This window comes from Arthrobacter sp. NPDC080082, assembly GCF_040686595.1.
In the GTDB taxonomy this organism is placed as follows: Bacteria; Actinomycetota; Actinomycetes; order Actinomycetales; family Micrococcaceae; genus Arthrobacter.
In genome coordinates this window covers 372039-386775 of sequence record NZ_JBFBKQ010000004.1, presented here as the reverse complement: position 1 = coordinate 386775, position 14737 = coordinate 372039, and the positions used below count along the sequence as shown (strand labels likewise).

General features: G+C 71.6%; 13 protein-coding genes. 2 read left to right on the top strand and 11 right to left on the bottom strand.

Translation table 11 applies throughout. The features are described from left to right. Positions 1–23: 23 nt before the first annotated feature. From AB0O44_RS10780 to AB0O44_RS10765, 4 genes are all read right to left on the bottom strand, one after another. Positions 24–2933: a DNA translocase FtsK gene (locus tag AB0O44_RS10780; RefSeq protein ID WP_364137213.1), complete on the bottom strand. Its 2910-nt coding sequence runs from the start codon at positions 2931–2933 to the stop codon at positions 24–26. 221 nt (positions 2934–3154) lie between these two features. After that, positions 3155–4843: a ribonuclease J gene (locus tag AB0O44_RS10775; protein ID WP_364137211.1), complete on the bottom strand. Its 1689-nt coding sequence runs from the start codon at positions 4841–4843 to the stop codon at positions 3155–3157. Positions 4844–4903: 60 nt separating this feature from the next. Next, positions 4904–5812: a 4-hydroxy-tetrahydrodipicolinate synthase gene (gene dapA, locus AB0O44_RS10770; protein WP_290258317.1), complete on the bottom strand. Its 909-nt coding sequence runs from the start codon at positions 5810–5812 to the stop codon at positions 4904–4906. 58 nt (positions 5813–5870) lie between these two features. Next, the gene (locus AB0O44_RS10765) at positions 5871–6236 is read right to left on the bottom strand and encodes a hypothetical protein (RefSeq protein WP_364137209.1); all 366 of its coding nucleotides are present in this window, start codon (positions 6234–6236) and stop codon (positions 5871–5873) included. Positions 6237–6306: 70 nt separating this feature from the next. On the opposite strand from AB0O44_RS10765, the gene AB0O44_RS10760 reads away from it, so the two are divergent. Continuing rightward, on the top strand, positions 6307–7542 hold the full coding sequence (locus AB0O44_RS10760; RefSeq protein ID WP_364137207.1) for a heparan-alpha-glucosaminide N-acetyltransferase domain-containing protein: 1236 nt from the start codon (positions 6307–6309) through the stop codon (positions 7540–7542). Here the strand turns inward: AB0O44_RS10760 and AB0O44_RS10755 are convergent. The 7 genes from AB0O44_RS10755 to AB0O44_RS10725 all read right to left on the bottom strand — a co-directional run bounded on the left by AB0O44_RS10755 (position 7539) and on the right by AB0O44_RS10725 (position 13397). Further along, a complete protein-coding gene (locus AB0O44_RS10755; RefSeq protein ID WP_364137205.1) occupies positions 7539–8033 on the bottom strand; it encodes a hypothetical protein in 495 nt (164 codons plus the stop codon). The two genes, AB0O44_RS10760 and AB0O44_RS10755, sit on opposite strands and share 4 nt — an antisense overlap. After that, positions 8033–8791 (bottom strand): 4-hydroxy-tetrahydrodipicolinate reductase, encoded by a 759-nt coding sequence (gene dapB / locus AB0O44_RS10750; protein ID WP_290258321.1) that lies wholly within the window; start codon positions 8789–8791, stop codon positions 8033–8035. Before dapB ends, AB0O44_RS10755 begins: the two co-directional genes overlap by 1 nt. Before the next feature lie 127 nt (positions 8792–8918). Beyond that, the gene (locus AB0O44_RS10745) at positions 8919–9455 is read right to left on the bottom strand and encodes a molybdenum cofactor biosynthesis protein MoaE (protein WP_364137202.1); all 537 of its coding nucleotides are present in this window, start codon (positions 9453–9455) and stop codon (positions 8919–8921) included. Continuing rightward, positions 9445–9993 carry a MogA/MoaB family molybdenum cofactor biosynthesis protein gene (locus AB0O44_RS10740; RefSeq protein ID WP_364137200.1) on the bottom strand — a complete coding sequence of 183 codons (549 nt, stop codon included), beginning with the start codon at positions 9991–9993 and terminating at the stop codon, positions 9445–9447. The genes AB0O44_RS10745 and AB0O44_RS10740 overlap by 11 nt, the downstream gene beginning before the upstream one ends. Further along, the gene (moaC, locus tag AB0O44_RS10735; protein WP_364137198.1) at positions 9990–10487 is read right to left on the bottom strand and encodes a cyclic pyranopterin monophosphate synthase MoaC; all 498 of its coding nucleotides are present in this window, start codon (positions 10485–10487) and stop codon (positions 9990–9992) included. Before moaC ends, AB0O44_RS10740 begins: the two co-directional genes overlap by 4 nt. Then, entirely contained in the window at positions 10475–11704 is a 1230-nt protein-coding gene (glp, locus tag AB0O44_RS10730; RefSeq protein ID WP_364137196.1) for a gephyrin-like molybdotransferase Glp, read from the bottom strand. Before glp ends, moaC begins: the two co-directional genes overlap by 13 nt. 82 nt (positions 11705–11786) lie before the next feature. Then, a complete protein-coding gene (locus AB0O44_RS10725) occupies positions 11787–13397 on the bottom strand; it encodes a molybdopterin-dependent oxidoreductase (RefSeq protein WP_364137327.1) in 1611 nt (536 codons plus the stop codon). 208 nt (positions 13398–13605) lie between these two features. Between AB0O44_RS10725 and moaA the strand changes: the two genes are divergently transcribed. After that, the gene (gene moaA, locus AB0O44_RS10720) at positions 13606–14736 is read left to right on the top strand and encodes a GTP 3',8-cyclase MoaA (protein ID WP_364137194.1); all 1131 of its coding nucleotides are present in this window, start codon (positions 13606–13608) and stop codon (positions 14734–14736) included. Position 14737: the final 1 nt, after the last annotated feature.

Here is a 14737-nt window from a genome sequence, read left to right as displayed (position 1 = left end):
TCTTAGGCTACCGTCTGCACCGGTTACCGGCCGGTGAGCGACCAGGCGTCCTCGGAGCCCTCGTCCTCGCCGCCGTCCGCGCCGTCATAGTAGTCGACGCTTTGGGCGCGGTTGTCCAGGTCCGCCGCCACGAGGTCCTCGGCGTAGCCGCCCTGGGCGATGTTGGCGTTGGCGTTGTCGCTCAGCGCGGCGGTCTGCGAGTCGGCCGCGGCCGGGGCCTCCTGGCCCTTCATGGCCGCCAGCACGGCCGCGAGGTCGTCCGGCTTGACCAGCACGTCGCGGGCCTTGGAACCCTCGGAGGGTCCCACCACTCCCCTGGATTCGAGCAGGTCCATGAGCCGGCCGGCCTTGGCGAAGCCGACGCGGAGCTTGCGCTGCAGCATCGAAGTGGAGCCGAACTGCGTGGTGACCACCAGTTCGGTGGCCTGCAGCAGCACCTCGAGGTCGTCTCCGATGTCGTCGTCGATCTGCTTCTTTTCCGCCTCGGGGGCGACGTCCTCGCGGTAGACGGCCTGCAGCTGGCCCTTGACGTGCTCGACCACCTTGTGGATCTCGGATTCGGTGACCCAGGCGCCCTGGACGCGCATGGCCTTGGAGGCGCCCATGGGCAGGAAGAGGGCGTCGCCCTGGCCGATCAGCTTCTCCGCGCCGGGCTGGTCGAGGACGACGCGGGAGTCGGTGACCGAGGAGGTGGCGAACGCCATCCGGGACGGGACGTTGGCCTTGATCAGGCCGGTGACGACGTCCACCGAGGGCCGCTGCGTGGCGAGCACCAGGTGGATGCCGGCGGCGCGGGCCAGCTGGGTGATGCGTACGATCGAGTCTTCGACGTCGCGCGGGGCGACCATCATCAGGTCGGCGAGCTCGTCCACGATCACCAGCAGGTACGGGTAAGGGCGGATGACGCGCTTGGAGTCCACGGGCGGGTGGACCTTCCCGGCGCGGACGGCCTTGTTGAAGTCGTCAATGTGCTTGAAGCCGTAGTTGGCCAGGTCGTCGTAGCGGGCGTCCATCTCGCGGACCACCCACTGCAGCGCCTCGGCGGCCTTCTTGGGGTTGGTGATGATGGGGGTGATCAGGTGCGGGACGCCCTCGTAGGCGGTCAGTTCCACGCGCTTGGGGTCCACCATAACCATGCGCACCTCGTCCGGGGTGGCGCGCATCAGGATCGAGGTGATCATCGAGTTCACGAACGAGGACTTACCGGCACCGGTGGCACCGGCCACGAGCAAGTGGGGCATCTTGGCGAGGTTGGCCACGACGTAGCCGCCCTCGACGTCCTTGCCGACGCCCATCACCATCGGGTGGTCCGTGCGGCGGGCGTTCTGGCTGCGGAGGACATCGCCCAGGGAGACGGTCTCGCGGTCCGTGTTGGGGATCTCGATGCCGATCGCGGACTTGCCCGGGATGGGGCTGAGGATCCGGACGTCGGAGCTGGCCACCGCGTAGGAGATGTTCTTGGACAGGGCCGTGACGCGTTCGACCTTGGTGCCGGGCGAGAGTTCGATCTCGTACCGGGTAACGGTGGGGCCGCGGCTGAAGCCGGTCACGGTGGCGTCCACGTTGAACTGGGTCAGGGTGTCGGTCAGGGCGGCGACGACGGCGTCGTTGGCCTCCGTGCGCTCCTTGGGGATGGAGCCCGGGGTCAGGAAGTCCGAGGCCGGCAGCGTGTAGGTGACGTCCCCGGCGAGGGAGAGCTGCTCGGTCCGCTGCGGGATCGGGGTGGGCTGCGGTGCGGGGGCGACGGGGTTGGCCGGGACCTTGGGCGCGGCGGCGGCGCCCGCGGTGACGGACCCGGCGGCGATCATGCCGGGGGTGATTTGCGGGATCGCTTCGGTGGCGTTCTCCGGAGTGGCGCCGTCCGCCGCGGCGCCCAGGCCCTGGGCGGCCTTGATCTTCTCGACGGCGATCTCGGCCTGGGTGGGCCGGCGCACGCCGGGCGCGACGGCGGGTGCCTTCCGGCCGCGACGGCCGCCGTCGTCGTGGGCGTCGTCGGGTTCGTCGTCGACGACGGCGTGCTCGAAGGCCTCGTCGCCGACGTAGCCCTCGAGGCGGGCGTCGGCGGCGTCCTGGTCCTTGCCGAAGAGCCGCTTGCGCTTCTTCTTCGGCGCGGGGGCGTCGTTCTCGTAGAGGTAGCTGCGGTCGTGGGCGTTGGTCTCCGGCTCGTCCCGGAGATCGATGCCCATGAGGTGTTCGTAGGCGCCGCGTATCCGGGAGGGAATGGCGCCGAACGGTGTGGCCGTGACGATCAGCAGGGAGGTGAACGCGAGCAGGCTGTAGAGGGCCACCGGGACGGCGGGGTGGATGGTGGCCAGCGGCGCGGCGGCGAGGTAGCCGAGCATGCCGCCGGCGCGGCGGAGGCCGTCGAAGCCCTCGGCGACGCCGGGCTGGCCGCCGATGATGTGTGCGAGGCCGCAGCCGGCGAAGGTCATGATGAGGAAGCCGATACCGACGCGGTTGTTGCCGCGGCCGTCCACCGGCTGGCGGAAGAGCCGGAAGGCGCAGACGAACAGCATCAGCGGCAGGAGCAGGGCCATCCAGCCGAACGTGCCGTTAACGATCCCGTAGACCAGGTCCGGGAGCCAGCCGCGGAAGCCCCACCAGGCGAAGGTTGCCACGAAAACGCCGAGGACCAGGTTGAACAGGGCGGCGCCGTCGCGGCGGTCCTCGGGGTGGAGGTCGCTGACGTCGGAGCCGATGCGGCGGATCCCGGCGCCCAGGACGTGCCCGACGCCGAGCCAGGCGCCAGCGACGACGCGGACCAGCCAGGGCTGGTGCGGCTCGACGGCGGCCATCTGCCGGGTGCGGGCCGTCCCCTGCGTGCGGGATTTGGACGCGGCTGCGCTGGAGCCTTTGGCCGAAGATGTGCCTGATTTGCCCCTCGGGCTGCCGCTTGAGTTGCCTCTAGGCGCGGAAGTAGTTCGTGTCGCCATACCTGCCACGGTACCCGAGGACCGGCCGGATGCCCCGGATTTCCGGGGCGGAGCGGGCCATGTTGGCGCTCCCCGGCCCGGCTGGCTCACGGCGTTCCCCCGCTCTTGGCGGCTTCACGGCGCGGCGGGGCCGGTTAACGCCGGACGGCTCCCCCGGCCGGGCCGCGCGGAGGCGGAACCGGAGGGAGGAGCCGTTCGGGTGCTGCTGGTGCTGCCGGGGCCTACGCCTCGAGGACCACCGGGATGATCATCGGCTTGCGCCGCAGCTTGCGGTTGACCCAGGTACCGATAACCCGGCGGACGACCTGCTGCAGCTGCTGCGTGGTGTGGTCGCGGTTCTTGACGGCGTCCTCGAGCGCGACGTTGATCTTCGGGATGATCTCGTCGAAGACCGAGTCGTCCTCCGCGACGCCGCGGGCGTGGATCTCCGGGCCGGAGACGACCTTGCCGGTGGCGCGGTGGATGACGGTGACGATCGAGATGAAGCCCTCGTCGCCGAGCGTCTGGCGGTCCTTGAGGTCCGCCTCGGTGACCTCGCCGACGCTGGAGCCGTCGACGTAGACGAAGCCGACCTCGACCTGGCCGACGATGTCCGCCTCGTGGTCGCGCAGGTCGATCACGGTGCCGTTGTCCGCCAACAGGATGCTCTCCTCCGGCACGCCGGAATCCAGGGCGATCTTGCCGTTGGCGATCAGGTGCCGGGTCTCGCCGTGCACCGGCATGGCGTTGAGCGGCTCGAGGATGTTGTAGCAGTAGAGCAGCTCGCCGGCGGCGGCGTGGCCGGAGACGTGCACCTTGGCGTTGCCCTTGTGGATCACGTCCGCGCCGAGCTTGAGCAGGCCGTTGATGATGCGGAAGACGGCGTTCTCGTTACCCGGGATCAGGCTGGAGGCCAGGATGACGGTGTCGCCCTGGCCGACGACGACGCGGTGGTCGCCGTTGGCCATGCGGGACAACGCGGCCATCGGCTCGCCCTGGGAACCGGTGGACATCAGCACCACGCGGTTGTCCGGCAGGTTGTCGATGTTCTTGATGTCCACCAGGATGCCGGCGGGCACCTCAAGGTAGCCGAGCTTGGCGGCGATGGCCATGTTGCGGACCATGGACCGGCCGACGAAGGCGACCTTGCGGTTGTGGTTGGCCGCGGCGTCGAGCACCTGCTGGACGCGGTGCACGTGCGAGGAGAAGGAGGCGACGATGATGCGCTTGGACGCCTGGCCGAAGAGGCGGTCCAGGGTGGGGCCGATCTCCTTTTCCGCGGTGGTGAAGCCGGGAACGTCGGCGTTGGTGGAGTCCGAGAGGAACAGGTCCACGCCTTCCTCGCCGAGCTTTGCGAAGTGGCGCAGGTCGGTGATGCGGCCGTCGAGGGGCAGCTGGTCCATCTTGAAGTCACCGGTGTGCAGCACGGTGCCGCCGGCGGTGCGCAGGAAGACCGCGAGGGCGTCCGGGATGGAGTGGTTGACGGCCACGAACTCGCACTCGAAGGGGCCGAACTTCTCGACCTGGCCCTCGTTGACGATCATGGTGGTCGGCTTGATCCGGTGTTCCTGCAGCTTGGCCTCGATCAGCGCCAGGGTCAGCTGCGAGCCGACGAGGGGGATGTCGTTGCGCAGGCGCAGCAGGTACGGGACGGCGCCGATGTGGTCCTCGTGGCCGTGGGTGAGGATGACGGCGACGACGTCGTCGAGGCGCTTCTCGATGTAGGAGAAGTCCGGGAGGATCAGGTCGACGCCGGGCTGGGTCTCCTCGGGGAAGAGGACGCCGCAATCAACGATCAGCAGCTTGCCGCCGATTTCGAAGACCGTCATGTTGCGGCCGATCTCGCCGAGGCCGCCCAGCGGGACGATCCGCAGGGTATTGGCGGCCAGTTTCGGCGGCGTGACGAGGCCGGGGAGGGCGGTTTGGGTCATAGTGCACTACTTTCCAGGCGGGGCATGGCAGGTCGGGGCGTGATGCGGCGCGGGGCCGGATCAGGCGTAGACGAGCCCGGCCTCCGCCAAGTCCTCGCGGATTGTTTCGATCTCGGCTTCGCCCGGCTCCACGAGGGGCAAACGGACAACCGAGTTGGGCAGGACTCCCTGCCACTTGAGAACTTGCTTCGCAGCTACAGCGCCCTGAATGTGGGTCATCACTGCACGGACCACGGGGTCCAGTTCGAAATGTAGGGTGCGGGCGGTGGCAAAGTCGCCCGCAAGCGCGGCGTCGATCATGGCCCGGAACTGCCGGGTCGCGACGTGCGCGGAAACACTGACAAGCCCGACGGCGCCGGCGGCCATCCAGGGCAGGGTGAGGCCGTCGTCGCCGGAGTAGACGTCAAGGTCCGTGTTGGCCAGCACCTTGGTGACGGCGGCGAAGTCGGCCTTGGCGTCCTTGAGGGCGACGATCCGGGGGTGGTCCGCCAGCCGGATCATGGTCTCGGGAAGGATCGGGACGCCGGCGCGGCCGGGGATATCGTAGACCATGACGGGCAGGTCCGCCGCGTCGGCGACAGCCTCGATGTGCGCCTGGATGCCGGCCTGGCTGGGCTTGTTGTAATACGGGGTGACGATCAGCTGGCCGTGGGCGCCGGCCTTGGCGGCCCGCTTGGCCATCTCGATCGAGTGCGAGGTGTGGTTGGTGCCGGTACCGGCGATGACCTTGGCCCGGTCCCCCACCGCCTCGACGATGACGCGGAACAGCTTTTCCTTTTCGTCGTCCTCCAGGGTGGAGGTCTCGCCGGTGGTGCCGGAGATGACGAGGGCGTCGTTGCCGTCGTCGACGAGCTTGGAGGCCAGTTCGGCGGACTTCTGATAATCGACGTCACCATCGTTCGTGAACGGCGTGACCATGGCGGTCACGAGGGTTCCAAACGTGTACGAGCGAATGTCAGAGTCAGCCATGGCAAAAACGTTACCTTGTCCCCGCAGTGTTAGAACAATAACGGCAACGTGACGCGCATCATCCCCGTTCGGGCGCGGCGGCAGCTGCGGTGCCCGCTGTGCCGGGCGCTGCGCAGTAGCGGCCCACCGCCTGCTCCCGCAGCGACCCCGCCCAGGCGGCCAGCCGCTGCGCCGCGCGGACGTAGTGGAAGAGCTCGATCGGCGTGAGCGCCTCGACGTCGGTCTCGGCGAGCCGGCGTGCCAGTTCGGCCCCGGGTTGCTGGGCGGACAGGGCGGTTCCCTCGTTGTGCCAGCTGAGGTCCTCCGCGGCCTCCCCGGCCACCAATCGGCGGAACAGGAAATCGACGACGCCGGGGCTCATGGCTTTGAGGACCCCGGAGGACGGCCCGAACCCGGCCGGCTGTGGTTCTGGTGGATGGTTCATGCCGCTCATCTTATTCGAACATATATTCGAACACAAGGGTCGTGACCGGCCCTCGTGAGACGATCGAGGCATGACCTCCCGCGGTACCGCTGCCCGTTCCAGGACCGCCGGCGGGACGCCCCGGACGCCCCGCCTGACCGGCGTCGACGCCGCCCGGGGCCTGGCGTTGCTGGGGATGATGGCCACCCACGTCCTGCCCACCTTCGAGGCCGACGCGGCACTCACCCCCACCTGGGTGGGCCTGGCGTTCTCGGGCCGGGCGGCGGCGTTGTTCGCGGTCCTGGCCGGGGTGGGACTGGCGCTGTCCACCGGCAAGGAGCGGCCCTACGCCGGGCGCGAGCTCTGGGCGGCACGGCGCGGGGTGGCCCTGCGCGCCCTGGTGGTGGCCGCCGTCGGGCTCAGCGTGGGGGCCCTCGAGGTGAACATCGCCGTCATTCTGGTGCATTACGCCGTCCTGTTCCTCTGCATCCTGCCCTTCCTCGGGCTGCGGCCGGGGCGCCTGTTCGCGTTCGCCGCCGGGTGGCTGCTGGCCAGCCCGGTGCTCGCCTACCTGCTGCGCCCGTGGCTGCTGGCACCGGAGCCGCCGCTGCAACTGGGGCACAACCCCGGCTGGGCGGATCTCGCGGAGCCTGCCCGGGTGGCCGGCGACCTGTTGCTCACCGGCTACTACCCGGTGGTGCAGTGGCTGACGTACCTGTTGATCGGACTCGCGCTCGGCCGGCTGCCTTTGGGCCGGGTCGGTCTGCAGGTCAGCCTGGTGGCCGCCGGGACGGCCGCCGCCGTCTTCGCGAAGTGGTTCGGCGGGGTGCTGATGGAGGACCGGGGCGGCCGGGCGGCGTTGCAGGCGGCGATCGGTGACCCCGACTATCCGCTGGCGTCCCTGTTGCAGGTCAACCTCGCCGGCGTGGACCAGTCGGGCTCCGGCTGGTGGCTGGCCACCGCGGCCCCGCACTCGGGCACCAGCCTGGACCTGCTGCACACCTCCGGGGTCGCGGCGGCGGTGCTGGGGGCCTGCCTGCTGCTGGCCCGGCTGGCGGACTGGGTGGAGCTGGACCTGCTCCGCCCCCTGCGCGGCGCCGGTGCGATGACGCTCAGCCTGTACTCGGCGCACGTGTGTGTCATGGCGTCCCTGCATGGCCACCCGCTGCCGTCCGGGTGGAGTCCCGACGGCGTCTTCTGGGCGCAGGCGCTGGCGGTCCTGGCGCTGGGCTGGATCTTCGCGACGCTGTCCTGGCGCGGGCCGCTGGAGTGGGCCGGCCACGGCGCGAACCTGCTGGGCCGGGGCCGAACCCTCGCGGGCCGCTAGGCGGGGCGTCCCCCGGCGTTCCCGCCGTCGCGGTTCAGGCGGACGGCGTCGCGCATGGCCGCGCGGGCGCGCTTCCGGTCGCCGGCGGCGTCGTAGGCGCAGCTGAGCCGGAACCAGGACCGCCAGTCCTCCGGCGCGGCTTCCGCCTCGACGCGGTACTTCTCAAATTCGGCGTCGGCGGCCTCGCGGATGATCCGCCCGGCGGGGGTGCGCGGCAGGGTGTCCTCCGGCAGGCCGCCCTCGGCCTCGAGGATCTTGGCCAGGCGTTCGGTGCGGGCGCCGAAGAGCAGTTCCCGCACCAGTGCCCAGGCCCCGACGATGGGCAGCAGCAGGTAGGCCAGGCCCAGCGCCTTGGCCACCAGGTTGGGGTCGCCGAGCAGCAGCACCGAGCGCTGCAGCGAGACCACCAGGTAGAAGACGAGCAGGAGCGTCACCGCGCCCACCCAGATCTTGGTGCGGTTTGCCTTGAAGGCGGCCAGGACGTTCGCCATCAGAGGCCCAGGTCCAGGTAGCCGTCCAGGCCCACGGTGAGGCCCGGGTGCGCCGCGACGTTGCGGACACCCAGCAGCACGCCGGGCATGAAGGAGGCGCGATCGAACGAGTCGTGGCGGAAGGTCAGCTGCTCGCCGGGGCCGCCGAGCAGGACCTCCTGGTGGGCCACCAGGCCGCGGAGCCGGACGCTGTGGACCCGGACGCCGTCGACGTCGCAGCCGCGGGCGCCGGGGCGCTCGCTGGTGGTGGCGTCGGGGCTGGGGGCCACGCCGGCGGCGTCGCGCTCGGCGGCGATGAGCTGGGCCGTGCGCACGGCGGTGCCGGAGGGGGCGTCCACCTTGTCCGGGTGGTGAAGTTCGATAATCTCGACCGATTCGAAGTAGCGGGAGGCCTTGGCGGCGAAGGCGGAGGCCAGGACGGAGCCCAGCGCGAAGTTTGGGGCGATCAGCACCCCGGTCTCCGGCCGGCCGGCGAGGAGGGCGGTGAGCCGGTCCAGGCGCCCGGCGTCCCAGCCGGTGGTGCCGACGACGGCGTGCATCCCGTGGTCGACGGCGAAGCGGACGTTCGCCTCGGTGCTCTCGGGAACGGTCAGGTCGACGACGATCTGTGCGCCGGCCTCCGTGAGGGTTTCGAGGGAATCGCCCCGGCCGAGGGCGGCAACGAGGGTGAGGTCTTCGGCGGCGTCGATGGCCTTGACGGCCTCCGCGCCCATGCGTCCGTTGGCGCCAAGGACGGCGACGGCGAGTTGTTCGGTCATGCGCTCAACCCTACCGCCGGGGCGCTGGCCGGCCTGAACCGTTACCGCCCGGACCGGCCCCGCGTAACGGGGCACGCGCCGCGGGCGGCTGGCTGCGGGCGTCGGCGGGCACAGGCCGCCGGAGGTGCTACTCCCCCGCGCCTACCCATTCGACGGTGCCGTCGCTGAAGAACTGTTCCTTCCAGATCGGCACCTGTTCCTTGATCCGGTCCACCAGTTCGGCGCAGACGGCGAAGGCCTGCCCGCGGTGCGCGGCGGAGACGGCGCAGACCAGGGCCGGGTCGCCGATCTCCAGCATGCCCGTGCGGTGCGCGGCCCAGATCCGGACCGGCTTGGACTCCGTGCCGGCGGCGGCGTGTTCGGCGACGAGCCCGGCGACGACGTCGGCCATCACCTGGTGGGCGGTGGGGTGCGCGCTGTAGCTCAGCCGGTCCACCGGCTTGCCGCCGTCGTGGTTCCGGACGACGCCGCTGAAGCTGACGACGGCGCCGGCCGTGTCCGACTCCACGGCGGCGATGGCCTGGTCGACGGAGATGGGCTCGGCGCTGAGGACGGCGTGGACGATGTCGAACGTGGCGCCGCCGACGGCGCCGTCGGACGCGGTGCTGTCAGAAGTGGTGCTGTCGGTTGTGGTGGCGTTGGGGTTGGTGGCGTCAGTGCCCATGGGTGCCTTCCAGCTGGTCGCAGAGGTGGCCGAGGATCGGGTCGAGGACGCCAAGGCCGTCCATCACGCCCTTGGGCGATCCGGGCAGGTTGACGATGAAGGTGGTGCCCGCGGCGCCGGCGTGGCCGCGGCTGAGCAGCGCGGTGGGTGTCTTGGCGGCGCCGACGGCCCGCAGCCCCTCCATGATGCCGGGGATCTCGCGGTCCAGCAGCGGGAGGGTCTGTTCCGGGGTGGAGTCGGTGGGGCTGAGGCCGGTGCCCCCGCTGGTGATGATCACCGAGGGGCGCTGGCTGAGCAGGGCGCGCAGGGCGGCACCGACCGGTTCGCCGTCGGGGACCACCATTGCCGGGTAGGTCTCGAAGCCGTGTTCGGTCAGCCAGTCCGCGATGACGGGGCCGGTGAGGTCCTCGTAGACTCCGGCGGCGGCGCGGGTGGAGGCGATCACGATCCCCGCCTTCCGACCGGTCACCTCGCCGTGGGTATGGGGTTCCCCGTGGGTGTGGGGTTCGGGGTGCTGGTGGGATTCGTGGCTGCTCACAGGGTCCAGTCCCCGCTCTTGCCGCCGCTCTTGGCCAGGACCTTGATGTCGTTGAGCACGGCGTGCTTGTCGACGGCCTTGATCATGTCGTAGACGCTCAGGGCGGCGACGGAGACCGCGGTGAGGGCCTCCATCTCCACCCCGGTCACGCCGCGGGTCTTCACGGTGGCGAAGACGGTGACGGTGTCCGTGCCGAGCTCGAAGTCCACCGTGACCTTGCTGATGGGCAGCGGGTGGCACAGCGGGATCAGCTCCGGCGTCTTCTTGGCGGCCATGATGCCGGCGACCCGGGCGACGGCGAGCGCGTCGCCCTTGGGCAGGTCCCCGGACCCCAGGAGCGAGAGGACCTCAGCGGTGCTGTGCACGGTGGCGGTGGCGGTGGCCTCGCGGGTGGTCTCGGCCTTGGTGGAGACATCGACCATCTGGGCGGTGCCGTCCCGGCGGAGATGTGTCAGCGCGGGCGGGGAGAGTTCTGCGTCGTTCACAGCACCCATACTTCCACCTCATCGCCGGCGGCGAGCTCCGCGGTACCGGCCGGGACGTGCACCAGGGCGTTGGAGAGGGCCAGGGCGTGCACCAGGTGTGAGCCGGGGCCGCCCTCCAGGTGCACGGTGCCATCCGGGGTAAGGGTGCCCCGCCGGACCTGGTCTTTGGCCGCGGGCGAGGTCAGCGGCGCGGCCAGCCGGGCGCGGACGGCGGTCCGGGGTGCGGGACTGCCGAGCAGCCCGGTGAGGACGGGACGGAGGAACATCTCGAAGGAGACCAGGCAGCTGACCGGGTTGCCGGGGAAGCACAGCACCGGGACGCCGTCGAAGGTGCCCAGCCCCTGGGGTCCGCCCGGCTGCATGGCGACGGAGCCGAATTCGACGCCGTGGCCCTCCAGGGCCTGCCGGACCACCTCGTAGGCGCCCTTGCTGACGCCGCCGGTGGTGATGATGAGGTCCACCGCGGGCGCGTGGGCGCGGAGCAGCCGCTCGAGGGCGGCCGGGTCGTCCGCGGTGATGCCGGCGCGGGTGACGGCCAGGCCGGCCTGCCGCAGCCCGGAGTCGAGCAGGGTGGAGTTGGCGTCGTAGATCTTGCCGGCCTCCAGCGGCGTGCCCGGGGCCACCACCTCGTCGCCGGTGGTGACCAGCAGCACCGTCGGGGCGGCGTGCACCGGCGCCTCGGCGAGGCCCAGGGCGGCGAGCAGTCCCAGCTGCCCGGGGCCCAGGTAGGTGCCGGCGGCCAGCGCCCGGGTCCCGGCGGCGATGTCGCTGCCGGCGGCGCGGACGTAGGTTCCCGTGGCCGTGGCGGGCAGCCGGACGGTGGCGGGGCTGCCGGGTTCGGGGAAGACGTCCGGCTCGGCCGCTTCGATCGGTACGACGGCGTCCGCACCCGGCGGGATCATTGCCCCGGTCATGATCGGGGCCGCGGTCCCGGCGGCCAGGGCGGCGGGTTGGGCGCCCGCGGGCACCGGGTCGGTGACGCGCAGCTCGGTGCCGCCCTCGGCCAGGTCCGCGCTGCGCACGGCGTATCCGTCCATTTGGGAGTTGGCGAACGGCGGGAGGTCCAGCGGCGCGATGATGTCGCGGGCCAGTCCGCGGCCCAGCGCGTCGGCCAGCGGCACGGTGTCGGTGCGGACGGCGAGGCCTGCCAGCAGCGCGCGGACCTTGTCCCGGTGCGCCTCGACGCTGGCCGGTCCCGCCGCGGCGGGCTGGGGTCGGGAGTGCATGGGTGCGTGTCCTTCGGCTCGGCGGGCTGGGTTTCTCGGCGGACTGGGGTTCTGGTGTGGCAGGGGTCTGGCGGCGCTCCGGTTAGGAGGTCACGTCAACTGTAACCGTGTGGTATCCGGTGGCTCCGTCCGGCGCGACGGGGGCCTGTGCCTCCACCTGGACGGCTCCCGTGGCGTCCGTGGCGCGGACCTGCACCTCGTAGCTGCCCGGCCCCAGCGGCAGGGCCAGTCTCCATTGCCGCCAGGTGTCAGCGGAGATGCCGGGGGCCAGCTCGGCGGCCTTCCAGTCGCCGCGGTTCACCCGCACCTCCACGGCGCGGATCCCCCGGTGCTGGGCCCAGGCCACCCCGCCGAAGGTCACCGTCCCGGCCGGGAGCTTCCGGCCCGCGCTGGGCACGTCGATCCGGGACGAGGTCTTGATCGGCCCGCGCTCGCTCCAGCCGCGCGGGGTCCAGTAGCCCTCGTCGGCGGCGAAGCGGGTGACCTTCAGCTCGGTGAGCCACTTGGTGGCCGAGACGTAGCCGTAGAGGCCGGGGACGACAAGGCGCACCGGGAAGCCGTGTTCCAGCGGCAGCGGCGCACCGTTCATGCCGATAGCCAGGATCGCGTCCCGGTTGTCCGTGAGGGCCTCCAGCGGCGACCCGGCGGTCCAGCCGTCCACGCTGCGCGAGAGCACCATGTCCGCGCCCTGTTGCGGTCCGGCCTGTGCCAGCAGCTCGCGGACCGGCCAGCCCAGCCACCGGGCGTTGCCGATCAGGTCCCCGCCCACCTCGTTGGAGACGCAGGCGATGGTGATGTGCCGGTCGATCAGGGGTTTGGCGAGCAGCGCCTGGAAGTCGAGTTCCACCGGCCGGTCCACCATCCCGGTGACCGTGAGCTTCCAGGTCCGGGGATCCACCACAGGGACGCGCAGGGCGGTGTCGATCCGGTAGAAATCGTCTGCCGGGGTCACCAGCGGGCCCTGGCCTGGCAGTTGCTGGTCCGCGCCGGCGGGAACGGGCGGGGCGGCCGAGGCGGGGGCGGGAAGCGCCAGGGTGCTGCGGTAGCCGGTGACGGCGGCGGTGGCGCCGCGGAGCGTGCCGGCGAGCACGCCGCCGAGGGCCGCGACGCCCGCCGTGATGGAGAAGTTGCGGAGGAACCGGCGTCGGGTGGCCGGTTCCTTCCCGGTGTCCGGGGCCGGCAGTGCCGCTGGGAGTGTCTCCGGCGGCGTCTCCGGCTCTAACGCTCTATCCGGCGCCGTGGCACCGCGCGTCTCCCCCGCCGTCGTTCGCCAGTCACGGAGGGCGCCGATCAGCCAGCGCAGCAGCACGACGGCGACAGCGGCGGCCAGCAGCGGGGCGGGTACGGCAGCCCCGTCCGCCTCCGGCCGGCCCAGCACCGCGGCGAGTCCGGCCAGTCCGAACACCGCGACGACGGCCGCCCCGGCGAAGCGGCGGCGCAGTTCCAGGACACCGGCGACGGCGGCCAGCACGGCGATCGCCAGCCCCATGCCGGTGAGCAGGGCGAGCTTGTCGGCGGTGCCGAACAGGGAGATGGCCCACTCCTTGACGCCGGGCGGGACGGCGTCGATCACGGCGCCGCCCACAGCCGTCACGGGAGAGACCGAGGGGCTCAGCAACCCGGCCGCGAGCTCGCCGGCGGCCACGCCGGCTCCCACCGCGGCCAGCCCGGAGGCCGCCGCCCAGCGGGACATGCGCGGGCCCACGGATTTCTGCCCGGGCGGTCCCGGTCGCTGCGCCACCGGCTGCGGGGTATTCATCCTCCCAGCATAGATTCGCCGGGGAGATTCGCCGCCGGGTTCACGGGCTGGGTCCGCCCGCTGGGTTCACGGCTGCGTTCGCTGGATGGATTCGCGGCTGCCGTGCGGTGATGCCCCGGCGCAGGTGGCGTAGCCTGACACTATGACTGTTCAGCTTGGCATGCCCCAGCCCCGCGCGGAGGGTGGCTCCGGTCCGCAGGCGCCGCAGCCGGCCGGACGCCCGGCCGGGCTGCCCGCGGGCCTGGTGGACCGCTACGGCCGCGTCGCCACGGACATGCGCCTGTCGCTGACGGACAAGTGCAACCTGCGCTGCAGCTACTGCATGCCCGCCGAGGGCCTGGAGTGGCTGTCCAAGGCGGCGGTGATGAGCGCCGAGGAGATCGTCCGGATCGTGAGGATCGGCGTGGACAGCCTGGGCGTGCGCGAACTCCGGCTCACCGGCGGCGAACCCCTGGTCCGCGCGGACCTGCTGGACATTATCAGCTCCCTCCGCCACGCGCACCCGGACCTGCCGATCTCCATGACCACCAACGCCGTCGGACTGGACAAGAAGGCCCAGGCGTTGAAGGACGCCGGCCTGACCCGGATCAACGTCTCCCTGGACTCGCTGCACGAGGAGACCTTCACCCAGCTGACCCGGCGTCCGTTCCTGAACAAGGTGCTCGCCGGCGTCGACGCCGCCTGGGCCGCGGGCCTGGGACCGGTGAAACTGAACGCGGTCCTGATGCGCGGCATCAACGACGCCGAGGCCCCCTCCCTGCTGGCCTGGGCGCTGGGCCGCGGTTACGAGCTCCGCTTCATCGAACAGATGCCCCTGGACGCAGACCATGGCTGGACCCGACGGAACATGATCACCGCCGCCGAGATCCGGGGCCTGCTGTCCGTGGACTATGTCCTGTCCGCCGACCCGCGGGAACGCGACGGCGCCCCGGCCGAACGCTTCGAGGTGCGCGCCCGGGTCCCCGGCACGGACACCGCGGAGGGACCCGTCCTGGGCACCGTGGGAATTATCGCCTCGGTCACCGAGCCGTTCTGCGCGGACTGCCGGCGCACCCGGATCACCGCCGAGGGCAAGATCATGAGCTGCCTCTTCTCGCACGAGGAGACGGACCTGTTGGGGCTGCTGCGCAGCGGCGCCACCGACGAACAGCTCGCCGAACGCTGGCAGGACGCCATGTGGGCCAAGCCCAAGGCCCACGGCATGGACCACGTGGGCCTCGACGCCCCCGACTTCGTGCAGCCGGACCGCAGCATGAGCGCCATCGGAGGCTGAC